Raw genomic sequence first — 16809 nt, 5'->3', positions numbered from 1 at the left:
ATATGGAAATAGAACATTTTGGTGTAGAGGATATTATGTTGATACAGTAGGAAAGAATACAAAAAAGAACCGGGAATATATCAACAATCAATTAAAAGAAGATTGGATGGCAGATCAAATAAGTTTAAGTGAGTACATTGACCCGTTCACGGGTGAAAAAGTAAAAGGGAACAAATAAAAATAGCCGCCAAGGGCGGCAGTTGAGAAAGTAGAGCACTTGGCGGACTTTCAATGCGCTTGCAAGCGCAGCTGGTAATAGCCCCTTCTAGGGGCAGAGCAAACCACCGGCTAAGCCGGTGGTCCTGATTATGAAAAAAAGTGATGTCTTTATTTGAAAATAAAAACAGCTGAAATCCTTTGTATTGTATGGATTCCAGCTGTTCTTTTCTTTCAGTTTTTCTTTCAGTAAAGACTTTTACAGTTTTTTAAAGATTATCCAGCATTTCTTTTGTGGCTTCCAGATACTGGTCAGCAGTCTGTTTGCCTTCGATGCGATCGCCCTGGATACGACCGTCTTTGTCGATGAAAATGGTTGTAGGCAGACCTTTCAGATTATCCACAATCCAGCTTGCCATGGCTTTATCGGGCATGATACCTGTGAATGTTACGCCGTTTTCTTCGTAAGCTGCCAGGATTTTGGCTTCTGCTTCGTTGCCGGGGGTATCAATGATCACCTGTACAAAGTTTACATTGGGATATTCTGCCTGCAATGTCTGATAGTAGCTTTCCAGTTCTTTCAGTTCGTTGATGTCAGGATAGCTGTAGGAAGCAAAGAAGTTCACTGCGGTCAGGTCATAGTCTGCAAAGATGCTGCTGTCGATGGCGTTGCCTTCCAGGTCAGTGGAAATGAAGCCGAACAGTTCACCCTGCTTGGAAGCCTGTTCTGCAACAGATGCTTCATCAGGCTGGAATGTTTCTACACTTTTGTAAAGTGTGGGCAGGTCTTCAGCCAGCGTTTTATACACTTCCTGTGCATCTTTGGAAAGATGATCAATGCCTGTGGAAGGGTCAGTCAGGAAATAGAACCGGAAACCATCCTGTTTGGGCAGTTCCTGCTTGGAATTGAATTTGTTGAATTCCGCTACAGCAGAATCGGCAGTTTCCTGTCCATCCCGTACCACCAGAAATTCCACCAGCGGTGCCATCAATTCGTCAACGGGTACGGTAGATGAGGTGTCATTGAGCGCTTCCATGTTTTCATCTGGTGCATAATCATAGCGGACAACGGCATAAACACTATCTTCCGGCTGCGCATAGGACGTGGGAATCAGATTGACGTTTTCTTCTGTGGTCCAGCTCTGGGGAATGGTGTATGCCAGTCCGCAGGCATCCAGTCGGATTTCTGTTTCTGCAGTTTCCTCTGTGGTATTTTGTGTGCTGCCACCGCAGGCACTGAGCATAGAAAGGGACAGTACCGCACAGAGCAGAAGGGCAAATGCTTTTTTCATGGGATAAAAACCTCCTGTTTGATTATGATGCTGCATGTTCGCAAAAGAAGGCGGTAGAATCTACCGCCGCCCTTTTCTCTGACTTTATTATAACAGACTTTTGCCGGAAGGGAAACGTGTTTTTTTGTATCATTGGAATTTAATGATATTTTAATGCGGATGCAAGGGTTATTTAAGGAGGGGCATATAAAATAGTTTTTTAAGACAAAATACAATTCTATTGGTATAATGTAAATGGTATAGTTTAGAACGGAGGGCGCTTATGGAACGGAAAAAAGTTATTTTGATAGAAGACGAGGTCAAGCTGGCGCGTTTTGTGGAGCTGGAACTGCGTTATGAAGGATATGATGTGACGGTCTGCCATGACGGCAGAGAAGGTCTGCAAATGGTCACAGACGGAAATTACGACATGATTTTGTTGGATTTGATGCTGCCGGGATTGACAGGTATTGAAATTTGCAGAAGAGTGCGGAAATTCTCCAATGTACCCATTATCATGCTGACTGCAAAAGACGAAACCATGGATAAAGTAGCAGGGCTGGACAGCGGCGCAGATGATTATCTGACAAAGCCTTTTGCCATTGAAGAACTGCTGGCGCGTATGCGTGTGGCTTTCAAACATGCCCATGCAGGCGGTGCAAAGAAAGTTATTCTGGAAGTGCAGGGGCTGGAAATTGACACGGACAAGCGTATGGTCACTGTCAATGGAACCGTGGTTGACCTGACAAAGAAGGAATATGAACTTTTGTTGTATTTGGTACAGAATAAGAATATTGTCCTTTCCAGAGAGCAGATCCTCAACGAGGTATGGGGTTACAGCTACATTGGAGAAACCAATGTGGTGGATGTATACATCCGTTATCTGCGTTCTAAAATTGATGAGGCGTTTGGCATAAAATATATTCATACCATTCGAGGAGTAGGGTACTATGTCAAAGACGAATAAGAAATCATTATTTGGCAGATTTCAAAATCTTGCCATTGCAAAAAGGATTACGCTGATTTATGGTGGGATATTTTCCTTTTCTTTGCTTCTGCTCAGTGGATTTTTCTTTGTGAATACCACGATCTTAGAGCAGAATAGCGTGCGAAAACAGCTGGAAACCACCATTGTCAACATTGAACAGTTTTTGGATAACGGCGGAACTCTTACGAATGAATCCTTGAAAGATCTGCTGGATAACAAATACGTGGAAGTAAGCGTATTTAGTTATTCGGAAAATGAGGGATTTAACAGCCACGTAGGCGAGATTCCGGCATTCATCAAACAGCCTCCCCAGCTGATAAATGAAAACAATGGGGAAAATTCGGTGTTAAGCGGACTTTTGAATAAAGATGAAGTCATAGAAGAATTGTCAAAAACAGAGTATCACATCCGTTCTTTAAAAGAACTGGGTGTGAACCGTCAGGAATTTATACTGGAAGGTCCCGGAGAACAGAAATTTATGCTTTTGTCCACCCAATACAAAAAGGATGGAGACAAGTATCAGATTCAGGCATTCAAACAGCTTAACGGCAACCAGGATTTTCTCCAGTCCTTTTTATGGAAAATGGTCATTGCTGATTTTATCGGTATTTTCTGCGCATTCCTTGCAGGCCGCTATATCAGCCGCCGTGTGCTGAAACCAGTGGAACAGATTCGCACAACTGCAGAACGTATCAGTATTGAGGACTTGACCCAGCGTATTGACTTAGATGGTCCTGATGACGAAATGAAGGAGCTGACCATCACCTTCAACTCTATGATTGACCGACTAGAGAAGGCGTTCCACAGACAGAATCAGTTTGTGTCTGACGCTTCTCACGAACTGCGGACACCTATTTCCGTTATTCAGGGCTACGCAAGTCTTATCAACCGCTGGGGAAAAAGCAACCCGGATGTATTGCAGGAATCTATTGATTCCATTCTGGGCGAAACAGAGCATATGAAAGAGCTTATTAGTAACCTGCTGTTTTTGGCAAAAAGCGACCAGAACCGCATGCATGCAAAACGGGCGCGTATGTGTCTGAATGATGTGGCACAGGAAATCGTCAAAGAGCTGGATTTGCTCCAGAAAGACCGCCAGATTACTTATGAGGAAGCGGAACAGGTGGAAATTAATGGCGATAGCGACCTCATCAAACAGCTTTTGTGGATTCACGGGGAAAATGCCCTGAAATATACCACAGACGGCGGGAAGATTCATATCAAAGTCTGGAAAGATAAGAAATATGCTTATGTTTCCGTAGCGGATGACGGCATGGGCATTGCCAAAGAAGAACAGTCCAAGATATTCGACCGTTTCTACCGGGAAGATAAATCCAGAAATAAGGAGATTTCCGGTACTGGCTTGGGGCTTTCCATTGCGAAATGGATTGTCAGCAGCCATGATGGCGCCATTTTGGTGGAAAGCAAACGGGGCGAAGGCGCTACATTCATTGACCGTTTCCCTCTGTGGGTAGAACCGGAAGCAAAAAAAGGCGAAACAGGTAAGAATACAAAAATCAAATAACACCTAAGACATATTTGTCCCCTCTCGGTCATATAATTTTGGTACGGGAGGGGATTTTGCATGAGGGAAAAAGATTGGAGAAAACGCAGGGAAGAACTGCGGCAATATATGGGGGGAAGTATGTCCGTAAAGCCGAAAAATGCGCCAAAGAGCAAAGAACTGTTTTTGTTTCGGCTGTATGTGACCGTAATTTTGACAGGAGGATTGCTTCTGGTATCTTTGTTTCATTCGGAAACGGCAGAAAATCTCACCCAGCAGGTGAAAGATACCATTGCATACGAAATGCCCTTGGAAAAAATTCAGGCGGCAGGAGAACGACTGACTGTATTTTTGCAGGAAAAAGATATGGCACTGCCTGCGTTGAAAGATGATGCATACGGTCCTGAAACAGAAGGACCCTAGTCCGGTGGCACAGGTGGTTTTTGCGCCAAAAACGGAAGACTTTTGCAATCCGGCAGAGGGAATCATCACGTCTTCCTGCGGAGAACGGGAAAATCCCCTTTTGGAGAAAACAGAATTTCATAACGGACTGGATATCGCCATGGCAGAAGGAACAGAGGTGGCAGCGGTGAAAAGCGGTGTCGTCACGAAGATACGGGAGTCGGATACATACGGTCTGGTGCTGGAATATGAAACCAATGACGGCTTTCGGGTGCAGTATGCCCATTTGCAGAAAACACTGGTGAAAGAAGGGGAGAAGGTACGACAGGGACAGGCTGTGGCAAAATCAGGAAATACTGGACTTTCCACTGGACCGCATCTCCATTACAGTCTGTGGAAAGACGGCATTTTGCTGGACCCTATGGAATATGTGGATTTGCCTTACACGGCAGAGGTGACGGCGGAATACGCGGCTAGGGGAGAAGACTTGGAATAACAGAAAGATATGCGTGCAATGGACCGCATTTTCCTGTATGATAGATAAGGAAAATGCGAAAGGATGAACACAATGAAACGAGTATTGATGGATATAGATACCAATTTATTCCGGCTGGCACTTCTGGAAAATGGGGAGCCAGTGGAATTTTATGTGGAACGGAAGCAGACGGAAAGTCTGGTGGGAAATGTCTATGCAGGCAGAGTGGAAACGGTGGTGCCTAATTTGCAGGCAGCCTTTGTGGATATCGGCACAGGGAAGAATGGCTACCTTTATTACGGAAACACAAGAGCGGCTTCGGGGGTAGAGAAAGAAAATCGTCCCAAAGCCGGGGATACTCTTGTGGTGCAGGTGGAAAAAGATGCTGTAGGTACAAAGGGCGCAGTTCTCACCAGAAATATTTCTTTTGCTGGAAAGTTTCTGGCACTCCTTCCCAATGAAGGCGGAGAAATCGGTGTTTCCAGAAAAATCACCAATGAAGCAGAACGCAGAAGAATGCAGGAAATCATGGAAGAACTTCTGCCTTCTGACTGCGGCGCGATTGTCCGCACCAATGGAGCAGGGCGAAGCAAAGAGGAATTTCAGAAGGAACTGGAAAGCCTGTTGCAGAAATGGCAGAGTGTGAAGCAGGCAGAATACCGGAAAGCACCTGCGCTGCTGTGGCAGGAAAATATCCCTGTACTGAAAGCCGCTAGGGATTTTTACAGCGCCGATTTAGACAGCGTTGTAGTCAATGACAAAGAAACTTATGAATTGCTGGCGGCAACGGGAGATTTTTCTAGAGAAGGACAGCCAAAGTTAGAGTTATATGAAGAAAAAACACCGCTGTTTGCTTCTTTTTATGCGGAAAGTAAATTGGAAAAGGCACTGTCCCAGAAAGTATGGCTCAAAAGCGGCGGTTATCTGGTCATCGAGGAAACAGAAGCTTGTGTGGTCATTGACGTCAATTCCGCTAAAGCCGCAGGTCGGGGCGATTTGGAAAAAATGATACTGAAAACCAATTTGGAAGCGGCAGAAGAAGCGGCAAAACAGATGCGTCTGCGGAACTTGTCCGGCATCATCATCATTGACTTTATTGATATGGTGCAGGAGGAAAGCCGGAATATTCTGACCAAAACATTGAAAGCGGCAGTGGAAAAAGACCGGGTGAAAACCGTTGTGGTTGGCATGACGGAACTGGGATTGATGCAGGTTACCAGAAAGAAAACGAAGCCTTCTCTGTTGAAACAGACTACCACCAATTGCCGCAGCTGTGAAGGCAGTGGACGAGTTTTCTCTATAGACTGGACGGCGGCGAAAATGCGCAGGGAAACCAAAACAATTTTTGCAGGAACCATCTGCCGGAAGGTTCTGGTAAAAGCTGATGCCAGACTGCTGCAGGTGTACCTTTCCAATGGCTTTGCAGAGGAAATGGCGCGCGTTTATGGCGGTGAAGTGCTGACAGAAAGCGTTGCCAACGCTGCCTTTGGTGAATTTGAAATACTGCGGATGGAAACAAAGCATACGCAAAATTTGTGAATTTTCATGCAATTCTGGCAAGAAATAAAAGGAAAAAGCCTTGTTTTTCGGCTTTTTTCACGAGAGGGCATTGGCAAAAAGACGAAAACTGTCTTGACACATATGCAAAAAAGCTATAAAATAAAAAAGGTGTATTATGCACTGCTTATGGCTATGTGAAATCATAAATGTACTTTGAAAATTGAATAAGGAGGTGTTTTTCATAGAACCGATAAGTATTATCTGTGCTGTGATCGGACTCCTTCTGGGGATGATTGTCGGAATTTTTTACAGAAAGCGTATCGCGGAAGCGAAGGTGGGCGTGGCGGAAGACCGTGCCAATAAAATCGTGGACGAGGCCGTAAAAGATGCAGAGGCAAGAAAGAAAGAAATCCTCTTGGAGGCCAAAGAAGACAGTATCAGAACAAAAAATGAACTGGAAAAAGAAGTTCGTGACAGAAGAAACGAACTGCAGAGAAATGAAAGACGTTTGTTCCAGAAGGAAGAAGCTCTGGACAGAAAGACAGAGTCTTTGGAACGCAAGGAAGAACAGATGTCCAGAAAACTGGAGGATCTGGAAAGACAGAAAGAAGAAGCGAAAGAACTGCGTGAAAAACAGCTGCAGGAACTGGAACGCATTTCCGGTCTGACCACCGAAGAAGCAAAGAATTACATTCTGGCTATGGTGGAAACAGATGTGAAGCATGAAGCGACACTGATGATCAAGGAAATCGAAAGCAAGGCAAAAATGGAAGCGGACAAACGCTCCAGAGAAATCGTTGCCAATGCCATCCAGAGATGTGCAGTGGATCATGTGGCAGAAACTACAGTATCTGTGGTACAGCTGCCCAATGATGAAATGAAAGGCCGTATCATCGGTCGTGAAGGCAGAAACATCCGTGCACTGGAAACACTGACAGGCATTGACCTGATCATTGACGATACACCAGAAGCGGTAATTCTTTCCGGCTTTGACCCTATCCGCAGAGAGATTGCCAGAATCGCACTGGAAAAACTCATTGTGGACGGGCGTGTGCATCCTTCCCGTATTGAAGAAATGGTGGAAAAAGCCAAAAAAGAAGTGGAAGTCACCATTCGCGAGGAAGGCGAAGCTGCAACATTTGATACAGGTGTTAACGGGCTGCATCCTGAATTGGTTCGCCTGCTGGGCAAACTCAAATACAGAACCAGCTACGGTCAGAACGTATTGAAACACTCCATCGAAGTATCCCATCTGGCTGGGCTCATGGCTGCGGAACTGGGCGTTGATGTGAATATGGCAAAACGCGCTGGTTTGCTCCACGATATCGGCAAGAGTGTGGACCACGAAATGGAAGGTTCTCATGTGAGCATCGGTGTAGGTCTGCTGAAACGCTACAAGGAAAACCACACAGTCATCAATGCGGTGGAAGCCCATCATGGCGACGTGGAACCTCAGAGCATCATTGCAGTACTGGTACAGGCAGCAGACGCGATTTCTGCGGCAAGACCCGGTGCAAGAAGAGAAACTCTGGAATCCTACATCAAACGTCTGCAGAAGCTGGAAGAAATTGCAGATAATTTCAAAGGCGTTGAAAAATCTTTCGCAATTCAGGCTGGTCGTGAATTGCGGATTGTTATAGTTCCGGAAGATGTCAGTGATGACGGCATGACCTTGTTGGCAAGAGACATTGCTAAGAAGATCGAGGAAGAACTGGAATATCCGGGACAGATCAAAGTAAATTTGATTCGAGAAACAAGAGCAGTAGAATACGCAAAATAAACCAAAAAGAGGGTATCTCCAAACGAGATGCCCTTTCTTTTTACACGGAGGAGGAAGCGCAATGAAAGAAATCAAATCTTTTTCTTTTCGCTATGGCAGAAATGACGGATACATGGCTTGGTATCGTCTGGACAATGAAAAAGGCGTAAACGTGGGAATTGACCTCTACGATGGGGAAGAACGTAGCCTGCGCTGTGAGTCTGCCCAGGAATTGGCTGTGGAACTGGCAAAATTGCTGGAAGAACAGAATGCAGCGGCTTGGGATGGATTTTATGACATCGAAACATGTATTTGTGCAGGAGATAGCTGGGTGTTCCATGCCTATGGCAAAGAAGGGGAAGAAATTCATGCTATGGGACATTCTAAGCATCCCGAAGGCTTTGCAGAAATGAAACAGGCATTGGATGACTTTTTCGGTAAGATTTATCAGGAGTATCAGGCATAAAAAAGAGGATGGATTTTTTAATCCATCCTTTTTCTTTATGCATATTGATATTTTTTTCTTGCGCCCACAAACAGAATGATGGCTACCACAATGGTCAGCACTTCTGCCACGGGAATGGCAAGCCATACACCTAGCAGATCAAGATATTTCGGCAAGAATAGGATGCATCCGCTGACACAAACGAAGGTGCGCAGGGAGGAAATCAGTGCCGAAAGCACCCCGTTGGAGAGGGCAGTGAAAAATGCCGAAGCGAATATATTCACGCCGCAGAACAGGAAGTTCCATGCACAGATTTTATACCCATTTAATGTGAGGGTGAATGTGGAACTTTCTCTGGGGGTAAATACCAGTATGGTGGGCTCTGCCAGCAGGAACGAAAGTACACTGATGACGGCCGAAGAAACCAATATGATGCCCATGGACATTTTGAACAGTCGTTTCAGCTGGACATGATTTCGCTTGCCGTACTGATAACTGAATACCGGTGCCACACCATTGGAAAAGCCCATATAGGCAGAGGCAAAGAGGAACTTTGCGTAAAGAATAATGGTTATGGCAGCAACGCCGTCTTGTCCCATCATCTGCATCATGACTTTGTTGAACAGGTATGTGGTGACACCAGAGGAAATGTTGGTAATCAGTTCGGAAACACCGTTGCTCATGCTGTGGAGTAATACCTGCGTGTTCCATTCGGGTTTTACGAAATACAGAACAGAGCGTGGTTTCATAAAATAAATCAGTGGAGGAATGCCACCAATGAGGAAACTGGTGACCGTTCCCCAGCCGGCACCTTTGATGCCCATATCCATCAAAACGATGAATACATAGTCAAAAACGATGTTGCTGATGCCGCTGGCAACGTTGAGAATCAGTCCCAATTTCGGTTTGCCTGCGGTGACAAAGAACACCTGAAAGAGTACCTGTACCACAGAGATGGAGTAAAACGCCATCATGATTCTGCCGTAGTCGATGCAGTAGGGCAGCAGGGCTTCGTCAGCCCCCAGAAATATGGAAAGGGGCTCGATGAATACAAAGCAGAGCAGGGAAAGAATCAGACCCATGGCGATGGCAAAGAGTGTCAGCAGTGTAAAATGCCGTCTTGCCAAATCTTCTTTGCCTGCCCCCAGTTCTCTGCCGATGATGGCACTGCCGCCGGTGCCCAGCATGATGCCCACACCCAACATGACGTTGATGAGGGGATAAACGATGTTAATGGCAGAAAGGGCTGCCGTTCCCACAAAACGGGAAACGAAAATACCGTCTGCAATGATATAGGTTGCCACAAACATCATCATAATGATGGTGGGAAATGTAAAACGGAGCAATCCGCCAAGGGAAAATTCTTTGGAAATGTCGTTTTGCATAATATGACCTCACGATAACATACTGTATACCTATAGTTTTCAAAAGAAAGGCAAACGCGCCGGAATATCAAAACGCGTTTGCCTGTTTTTATTCAGTTGCCATTTGGTTGACTTTTTCTTCTTCCGGTGTAATATAAATGGTTTTGTTGGTCAGATAAATGACCATGCCCGGTTTTGCGCCATTGGGCTTTTTCACGTTTTTCCGCAGGGTATAGTCCACAGGCACCATACTGCCGTTTTTGGCTTTGCTGTAGAAAGCAGCCAGATTTGCTGCTTCTTCCAGTGTGGGAATGGGAACTTCTCCTTTGCCGTTGGTGCGGATGATGACGTGGGAGCCGGGGATTTCTTTGGTATGCATCCAGATGTCTGTAGGCTCTGCTGTCCGCAAAGTCAACTCATCGTTTTGCAGATTGCTTTTGCCCACCAGAATTTCGTAGCCGTCAGAAGAAATGTAGCGCATGGGTTTTGCTTTCTTTGGCTTGGACTGACCTTTTTTCTGGGGCTGTCTGCGGATGAAGCCGCTTTCTGCCAGCTCGGTGCGGATTTCTGCCAAATCGGCATCGTCCTTTGCGGTGTCCAGTGCGTTCAGGACACTTTCCAGATAAGCCAGTTCTTCATCGTTTTGTTTCTGTTGGATTTCCATGGCTGCCAGTGTACGTTTGGCTTTGTTGTATTTATTGAAATATTTCTGGGCATTTTCTGCCGGTGTTTTGGTAGGGTCCAGCGCGATTTCGATTTCTGCCATATTTTCGTCATAGAAGTTTACAGTTTTGAATGTGGTAGCATTGGGAGGAATGGCGTAGATGTTGGCGGTAATGAGCTCGCCTTTCAATTTCCATTTATCCTTGCCTGCTACATCCCGCAGGGTTTTCAGCTGGATGTCTTTCTTTTTCACACATCTTTCGATGTTGGTCATGACCAGTCGGCGAGTATCGTGTGCTTTCTGGCGGATATGTGCCGCGTTGTCGCGTTCAGTGTAAAATCCTTCCAGCAGATCAGATACGGTAGGATATGCTTTCGCATATAATCCGTCAAACTGTGTCATGGGCAGTACGCCAAAATCCAGAATTTTGCCGCCGGGTTTCTGATAGTAAACAGCAGGGGAGAAAGCACCTGCTTTTACCTGTTCCATGGTGTTGGAAAAGGCGGTAAAGAGGGCATGTTCTTTTTCCGCTGTCATCTGCTCGCAGGCATCGGAGGCATCCAGTTTTGCTTCGTGGCAGATTTCCGCTGCCATGATGGGACTGATGCCGGTATAGGTCTTATAAAGGAAGTCCTGTATCTTCTGACCTTCCTGCACATGGAGCAGAGAGGAAAAGCTGCTTTCTTCCAGTTCCATAGGGTTTTTCTTATCCTGAGAAGGGGGGAACACATAGGTTTTTCCCGGCAGGACTTCTCGGACAGAGCTTTTGTCGTGGGAAACACGCTTGATGGAATCCAGAATCTTGTTGTTTTCGTCAGCGAGAATCAGGTTGCTGTGTTTGCCCATGATTTCCAGAATCAGGTTTTTCACAGTCATGTCGCCCATTTCGTTGGCAGACTCCACTTTGATGATGATGATACGTTCAAAGTTTGGCTGGCAAATGTCAATGATTTTGCCGCCTGCAATGTGTTTGCGCAGTACCATGCAGAACAGGGGCGCTGTCATGGGGTTTTCTCTGGTGTTTTCGGTGATGTGCATCCGGGGATGACCGGAATTGGCAGAAGCCAGCACTTTATAATTGGCGCCGATGGCGCGCACGGAAAAGCGGATTTCATCGGCAAGGGGCTGATGTACCTTGTCGATTCTGCCGCCGATGAGTTTCTCTTTCAGTTCGGTGACGATGGCTGCGGTGGTGATACCGTCCAGTGCCATAGCAATCCCTCCTTTTTGTTTTGCTAACAATTCAGTATAGCATATTTGACAAAAAGGGAAAAGGGGGAGCTTTTGAAAAGAAAAATTAAAATTTGATTAAAAATAGTGGATACAATTCCCGCTTTTTGTTGCGCTTTTGCCTGACAATGGGTATAATGAAACAGTTCAAAATGGTTCGGAAAACATGAGTTTAGAAAGAAAGGAACAGACATGAGTGCGAATGTAAGAAGCATGACAGGCTATGGCAGAGGCGAGCATATTGCAGAAGACCGGAAATTTGTGGTGGAAATGAAATCTGTCAACCACCGTTATAATGATATGACCATCAAACTGCCCCGTTCTCTGGCAAGTCTGGAAGATAAAATCAAAAAACGGGTGATGCAGGATGTGTTCCGCGGCAAAACCGACGTGTTCATCAGTTTTGAAACATTTTCCGCTGATGACGTGGAAGTAAAACTCAACACAGGTTTGGCAGCGGCTTATGCAGAAAAACTCCGTGAACTGGAAAACCTGCTGGGTGTCAACGGCGCAGATTTGCTTTCTCTGACAGCGAAATTCCCCGATGTGATCACCGTGGAAAAAGCACAGAAGGAAGAAGATGTGATCTGGGCAGCACTTTCTCCCGCGCTGGATGCGGCAGTGGAAAACTTTGTTGCTATGCGCAGCGTGGAAGGGGAAAACCTGAAACAGGATATCCTGAAAAAAGGCGAATACATTGCCAAACTGGTGGAAGAAGTAAAGGTATACGCTCCTCAGGTGGTTGTGGAATATCAGGAAAAACTCAATAACCGCCTGAAAGAACTGCTGGACAATGTGGATGTAGACCCTCAGCGTGTGGCAATGGAAGTGGCTATTTTCGCGGATAAAGGCTGCATTGATGAAGAACTGACCAGACTGGACAGCCATCTGATCCAGCTGAGAGAAATTCTGGAAAATGGCGGTCAGGTAGGCAGAAAGCTGGATTTCCTGGTGCAGGAAATGAACAGAGAATCCAACACCATCGCTTCCAAAGCAAATGATATCCGCATTGTGAAGGCAACCATTGCCCTCAAGAGCGAAATCGAAAAAATCAGAGAACAGATTCAGAATCTGGAGTGATCATATGGAAAGGATTCAGTTTTTGAATATTGGCTATGGCAATGTGGTTTCCGCAAACCGTGTCATTGCCATCATCAGCCCCGATTCTGCCCCTGTGAAGCGGATTATTCAGGAGGCAAAAGAAAAAGGGAATCTGATCGACGCCACTTACGGCAGAAAAACAAGATGCGTCATCATCATGGATAACGGACATGTGGTGCTTTCGCCCAATATGCCCGAAACCATTGGCGGACGCCTTGCGGCAGAACAAAAGGGGAGTGTAACATGAAAAAACAGGGATTATTGCTGATTTTATCAGGACCATCTGGTTCTGGCAAAGGCACCATCGTGGAACAGCTGAAAGCAAAGGATGATTTTGCCCTTTCCATTTCCGCTACCACACGTGCCCCAAGAGAGTATGAACAGGACGGTGTGCATTATTTCTTCCGCACAAGGGAAGAATTTGAAAAAATGATTGCCAATCAGGAACTGCTGGAATGGGCAGAATTCTGCGGCAACTGCTACGGCACACCGAGAGCATATGTAACAGAACAGCTGCAGAAAGGCCAGAATGTCATTCTGGAAATCGAAGTGCAGGGTGCATTGCAGGTGAAAAAACTCTATCCCGAAGGGGTATTGATTTTCCTGGTTCCTCCCAATCTGGAAGAACTGGGCAGACGCCTGACAAATCGCGGCACAGAGGATAAGGAAACCATCAACCGCCGTATCCATCGTGCACTGGAAGAAATGGAATATGTGCAGGATTATGATTATGTAGTCATCAATGACACTGTTCCTCAGGCAACACAGGATATTCTGGACATTGTCCATGCGGAATCCATGCGCTGCAGCAGAAATAAAGAGATTAAAAAGGTATTCAAAGGAGAGATTTGATTATGTTAAGACCATCTTATACAGACTTATTGGACGTTATCAATCAGGAAACAGACGACATTACACTGGGCAGCCGTTACACCATCGTGATTGCAGCAGCAAAACGTGCAAGACAGCTGGTTGACCATGCTGAACCTCTGGTAAGCAACACAAAGGTTGACAAACCCGTATCCATTGCAGTCAACGAACTGTATCAGGGCAAAATCAAAGTACGTCAGGGACATCCCGAAGAAGCAGTTCCTGCGGAAGAAGAAGCTGTAGAAGAAACAATAGCAACAGAAGAAACAGAAGCATAATGATCAACGGAAAAAAGTCGGAGGTTCAGAAAGCTGCCGAAAGGAACAGCGAAATCTCCGGCTTTTCTGACATTTACAGAAAGGAGGTGCGAGATGTACGCACAGGTCATCATTGATGCCAATCATGCGGAGGTAGACCGTGTCTTTGATTATAGAGTGCCTGCGCAGTGGGAAGAAGAAGTTTGCGTAGGGCTGCGTGTTATGGTGCCTTTTGGGCAGCGCAACACCAAACGGGAAGGCTACGTCATTGCCCTGACGGAAACGACGGAAGTACCTGCAGGGAAAATCAAGGAAATCGTGGAAATCCTGGATGAAGGCAGACCCATCCTGACGCCGTCCATACTGGAACTGGCAAAATGGATGAAAAAGGAATATTTCTGCACATTGAACCAGTGTTTGCAGGCTGTGATGCCGGCGGGCATCCGCACCAAAAGCGTCTGGTATGCAGAACTGACGGGACAGACGGCAGAACTTTCGGAAAAAGAACAGCAGATGGCAGATGTGCTCATAGAGCAGGGCGGTGCGGTTCCTCTGCGAGAATTGGAACAGATTTTCGGCAATCGCACGGAATATATTCTGCGCTGTTTACAGGAGAAAAAGGTTGTCCGTCTGCACCAGAAAACCACACGCAGTACCTATAAAAAAGAAAAACGATATGTTTCCCTGACAGAAAATGAAGAACTGCTCATAGCAGCAAAGGAAAAAGCAGAAAAAGATAAGCGTCTGGCAGGACAGCTGCGTGTACTTTCTGCCATTTGCCCGGGAGAAAGCATTTCCGTAGAGGAATTGAAGGAAAAGGCTACTGTGACAGATTCCCCCATTCATACCCTCTTGCAAAAGGGCATTTTGGTAGAACAGCGCAGACAGGAAAAGCGGGATGTGTTCCAGTTAGAGGATTACACACCCACCCAGCCTTTTTATCCCACACCGGAACAGGCGCAGGCGTTGACCCTTTTGCGAGAGGAAGAAGAGAAAGAGCAGAAACGTCCTGTCCTGCTTCACGGAGTCACAGGCAGCGGCAAAACAGAAATCTATATGCAGCTCATTGAGCATGTGATCATGGCGGGGAAGCAAGCCATTGTGTTGGTGCCGGAAATTTCATTGACTCCTCAGATTATGGAGCGGTTTATTTCTCGTTTTGGCAAGCGAGTTTCTGTGACCCATAGCCGTCTTTCCTTGGGAGAACGTCTGGACCAGTGGCGAAAGGCAAGGGACGGAGAAATTTCCATCATCATTGGACCACGTTCCGCGTTGTTTATGCCGTTCTCCAATCTTGGGGTCATTGTCATGGATGAGTGTCACGAAAGCAGTTACATTTCCGATGTAACACCCAAGTATCATACCCGCGAAGTGGCAAGAAAGCTGTCGGAACTGACAGGAGCATTGCTGGTTATGGGCAGCGCTACCCCTGACATCGACAGTTATCATCGGGCAGTGACAGGAGAATTTTTGCTGCTGCAATTGAAAGAACGGACAAAAGGCAGCACACTACCTGAGGTATTTGTGACGGATATGCGGAAGGAGCTGGAGGATGGCAACCGTTCCGCTTTTGGATTGCCTTTGCAGCAGGCAATCCGGGAAAATTTGGAAAAAGGACAGCAGACCATGCTTTTCCTGAATCGACGGGGATATTCCACATTTGTTTCCTGCCGGAAATGCGGAGAAGCATTGACCTGTCCTTCCTGTAACGTTTCTTACACTTACCATGCGTCGGATAAGGCATTGGTCTGCCATTACTGCGGCAAAGAAGTGCCGGTGCCTAAGACATGCCCTTCCTGTGGCTCCCATTATATCCGCTATTTTGGTACAGGAACCCAGAAAATCGAGGAAGAAACCAGACGGCTGTTTCCAGAGGCAAGTGTTCTGCGTATGGATGCGGATACCACCACAGGGAAAAACGGGCATGCCCGCATCTTGGAATTGTTTGGAAAAGGAAAGGCTGATATTCTCATTGGTACCCAGATGATTGCCAAAGGTCATGATTTCCCCAATGTGACGTTGGTGGGGATTCTGGCAGCGGATCTTTCTTTGAATTTAGGTACCTATCAGGCGGCGGAAACCTGTTTCCAGCTCATTACCCAAGCGGCTGGCAGAGCCGGACGAGGAGAGCTTGCCGGACGGGTGTTCATCCAGACTTACCAGCCGGAAAATCACGCCATCCGTATGGCGGCGGCACAGGATTACGAAGGATTTTATCAGGAGGAAATCCTCCTGCGGCAGGCAATGGAGTACCCGCCTTTTTCTCACATTTTCTCTGTGCTCATCACTGGAGAAATGGAGCAGGAAGTGATACTGGCTGCCCAGCGACTAGGGGCTTATATGAATCATTACGCAGAACGGGCAGGCTGTACCGTAGTTGGTCCTGCACCAGCGCCTTTGCCGAAATTCCGTGGAGAATTCCGCTGGCAGATTTTTGCCAAGGGAACGGATGCAGATCGGCTGAAAGCCTTTGTCCTGTATACTGTAGAGCAAACAAAAAAAGACGTGAGCCGGGAAATCCGCTTTCATCTTGCTTTCCTTGCGTGATGTGGGTTTGTCAAACATATGTTACACCCTCCTTAATAAATTCCTTCAGGACAGTCTGTGGGGATTTCCAACCCAGAGGTCTCATAGGGAACAGATTATAGTCCCTACGGTTATAGACTTGGAGCTGCCTGGAAAAGTCCTCAAAGGAATAAAAGGTATGGGTGGCATAAAACCGCTCGTTATCCTTCCGGTGGCTGCGTTCCACTTTCCCGTTATGACGGGGTGTGAAAGGACGGATCAGTTTATGACGGATTCCATGCTCCTTTAGAGTTCGCT

The 16809-nt window shown here is 46.4% G+C and carries 16 protein-coding genes and 1 pseudogene; 13 read left to right on the top strand and 4 right to left on the bottom strand.

Annotated features, from left to right (window positions below):
* Positions 1 to 178: pseudogene (locus BUB35_RS19310) on the top strand (IS200/IS605 family transposase); the annotation flags it as partial.
* Between the two features lie 247 nt (positions 179 to 425).
* Here the strand turns inward: BUB35_RS19310 and BUB35_RS14550 are convergent.
* Positions 426 to 1448 (bottom strand): TlpA family protein disulfide reductase, encoded by a 1023-nt coding sequence (locus BUB35_RS14550; RefSeq protein WP_072852932.1) that lies wholly within the window; start codon positions 1446 to 1448, stop codon positions 426 to 428.
* Positions 1449 to 1710: 262 nt separating this feature from the next.
* Between BUB35_RS14550 and BUB35_RS14545 the strand changes: the two genes are divergently transcribed.
* The 7 genes from BUB35_RS14545 (at position 1711) to BUB35_RS14515 (ending at position 8521) form a co-directional block, all read left to right on the top strand.
* Positions 1711 to 2394, top strand: a complete 684-nt coding sequence (locus BUB35_RS14545; RefSeq protein WP_022364897.1) for a response regulator transcription factor — start codon at positions 1711 to 1713, stop codon at positions 2392 to 2394.
* Positions 2378 to 3940 (top strand): sensor histidine kinase, encoded by a 1563-nt coding sequence (locus BUB35_RS14540; RefSeq protein WP_072852930.1) that lies wholly within the window; start codon positions 2378 to 2380, stop codon positions 3938 to 3940. Before BUB35_RS14545 ends, BUB35_RS14540 begins: the two co-directional genes overlap by 17 nt.
* 60 nt (positions 3941 to 4000) lie before the next feature.
* On the top strand, positions 4001 to 4342 hold the full coding sequence (locus BUB35_RS14535; protein ID WP_072852928.1) for a hypothetical protein: 342 nt from the start codon (positions 4001 to 4003) through the stop codon (positions 4340 to 4342).
* Between the two features lie 4 nt (positions 4343 to 4346).
* The gene (locus tag BUB35_RS14530; protein ID WP_072852926.1) at positions 4347 to 4817 is read left to right on the top strand and encodes a M23 family metallopeptidase; all 471 of its coding nucleotides are present in this window, start codon (positions 4347 to 4349) and stop codon (positions 4815 to 4817) included.
* 72 nt (positions 4818 to 4889) lie between these two features.
* Entirely contained in the window at positions 4890 to 6335 is a 1446-nt protein-coding gene (locus BUB35_RS14525; RefSeq protein WP_072852924.1) for an Rne/Rng family ribonuclease, read from the top strand.
* A gap of 250 nt (positions 6336 to 6585) precedes the next feature.
* Positions 6586 to 8076: a ribonuclease Y gene (rny, locus tag BUB35_RS14520; RefSeq protein WP_022255628.1), complete on the top strand. Its 1491-nt coding sequence runs from the start codon at positions 6586 to 6588 to the stop codon at positions 8074 to 8076.
* 61 nt (positions 8077 to 8137) lie between these two features.
* Positions 8138 to 8521, top strand: a complete 384-nt coding sequence (locus BUB35_RS14515) for a hypothetical protein (RefSeq protein WP_072852920.1) — start codon at positions 8138 to 8140, stop codon at positions 8519 to 8521.
* Between the two features lie 35 nt (positions 8522 to 8556).
* On the opposite strand, the gene BUB35_RS14510 is transcribed toward BUB35_RS14515, so the two are convergent.
* Entirely contained in the window at positions 8557 to 9885 is a 1329-nt protein-coding gene (locus tag BUB35_RS14510) for an MATE family efflux transporter (protein WP_072852918.1), read from the bottom strand.
* 88 nt (positions 9886 to 9973) lie between these two features.
* A complete protein-coding gene (locus BUB35_RS14505) occupies positions 9974 to 11740 on the bottom strand; it encodes an Rqc2 family fibronectin-binding protein (RefSeq protein ID WP_072852916.1) in 1767 nt (588 codons plus the stop codon).
* Between the two features lie 210 nt (positions 11741 to 11950).
* Here BUB35_RS14505 and BUB35_RS14500 point away from each other — a divergent pair, with 210 nt between their 5' ends.
* From BUB35_RS14500 to priA, 5 genes are all read left to right on the top strand, one after another.
* The gene (locus BUB35_RS14500; protein WP_072852914.1) at positions 11951 to 12838 is read left to right on the top strand and encodes a YicC/YloC family endoribonuclease; all 888 of its coding nucleotides are present in this window, start codon (positions 11951 to 11953) and stop codon (positions 12836 to 12838) included.
* Between the two features lie 4 nt (positions 12839 to 12842).
* Entirely contained in the window at positions 12843 to 13106 is a 264-nt protein-coding gene (locus BUB35_RS14495; protein ID WP_072852912.1) for a DUF370 domain-containing protein, read from the top strand.
* Positions 13103 to 13711 carry a guanylate kinase gene (gene gmk, locus BUB35_RS14490; protein WP_072852910.1) on the top strand — a complete coding sequence of 203 codons (609 nt, stop codon included), beginning with the start codon at positions 13103 to 13105 and terminating at the stop codon, positions 13709 to 13711. Before BUB35_RS14495 ends, gmk begins: the two co-directional genes overlap by 4 nt.
* 2 nt (positions 13712 to 13713) lie before the next feature.
* Entirely contained in the window at positions 13714 to 14007 is a 294-nt protein-coding gene (rpoZ, locus tag BUB35_RS14485) for a DNA-directed RNA polymerase subunit omega (RefSeq protein ID WP_072852908.1), read from the top strand.
* 93 nt (positions 14008 to 14100) lie between these two features.
* Complete coding sequence (gene priA / locus BUB35_RS14480) at positions 14101 to 16533, top strand: primosomal protein N' (protein WP_072852906.1); 2433 nt, start codon at positions 14101 to 14103, stop codon at positions 16531 to 16533.
* 10 nt (positions 16534 to 16543) lie between these two features.
* Here the strand turns inward: priA and BUB35_RS14475 are convergent.
* Positions 16544 to 16809: integrase core domain-containing protein (locus BUB35_RS14475; protein WP_143185466.1), on the bottom strand; the 266-nt coding region annotated here is incomplete at its 5' end.

Origin of the sequence: Anaerotignum lactatifermentans DSM 14214, from assembly GCF_900142265.1 — a bacterium.
Lineage (GTDB): Bacteria > Bacillota > Clostridia > Lachnospirales > Anaerotignaceae > Anaerotignum > Anaerotignum lactatifermentans.
Note: the sequence above shows the minus strand (reverse complement) of the source record. Positions and strands in the feature narration are given on the sequence as shown.

Bases quoted from the DNA above. Each gene is read 5' to 3' on its own strand.
- rpoZ (WP_072852908.1), top strand. From the start codon at position 13,714: ATGTTAAGACCATCTTATACAGACTTATTGGACGTTATCAATCAGGAA.
- BUB35_RS14550 (WP_072852932.1), bottom strand. From the start codon at position 1,448: ATGAAAAAAGCATTTGCCCTTCTGCTCTGTGCGGTACTGTCCCTTTCT.
- BUB35_RS14525 (WP_072852924.1), top strand. From the start codon at position 4,890: ATGAAACGAGTATTGATGGATATAGATACCAATTTATTCCGGCTGGCA.
- BUB35_RS14500 (WP_072852914.1), top strand. From the start codon at position 11,951: ATGAGTGCGAATGTAAGAAGCATGACAGGCTATGGCAGAGGCGAGCAT.
- BUB35_RS14545 (WP_022364897.1), top strand. From the start codon at position 1,711: ATGGAACGGAAAAAAGTTATTTTGATAGAAGACGAGGTCAAGCTGGCG.
- priA (WP_072852906.1), top strand. From the start codon at position 14,101: ATGTACGCACAGGTCATCATTGATGCCAATCATGCGGAGGTAGACCGT.
- BUB35_RS14505 (WP_072852916.1), bottom strand. From the start codon at position 11,740: ATGGCACTGGACGGTATCACCACCGCAGCCATCGTCACCGAACTGAAA.
- BUB35_RS14515 (WP_072852920.1), top strand. From the start codon at position 8,138: ATGAAAGAAATCAAATCTTTTTCTTTTCGCTATGGCAGAAATGACGGA.
- BUB35_RS14540 (WP_072852930.1), top strand. From the start codon at position 2,378: ATGTCAAAGACGAATAAGAAATCATTATTTGGCAGATTTCAAAATCTT.
- BUB35_RS14535 (WP_072852928.1), top strand. From the start codon at position 4,001: ATGAGGGAAAAAGATTGGAGAAAACGCAGGGAAGAACTGCGGCAATAT.
- BUB35_RS14510 (WP_072852918.1), bottom strand. From the start codon at position 9,885: ATGCAAAACGACATTTCCAAAGAATTTTCCCTTGGCGGATTGCTCCGT.
- BUB35_RS14495 (WP_072852912.1), top strand. From the start codon at position 12,843: ATGGAAAGGATTCAGTTTTTGAATATTGGCTATGGCAATGTGGTTTCC.
- gmk (WP_072852910.1), top strand. From the start codon at position 13,103: ATGAAAAAACAGGGATTATTGCTGATTTTATCAGGACCATCTGGTTCT.
- rny (WP_022255628.1), top strand. From the start codon at position 6,586: ATGATTGTCGGAATTTTTTACAGAAAGCGTATCGCGGAAGCGAAGGTG.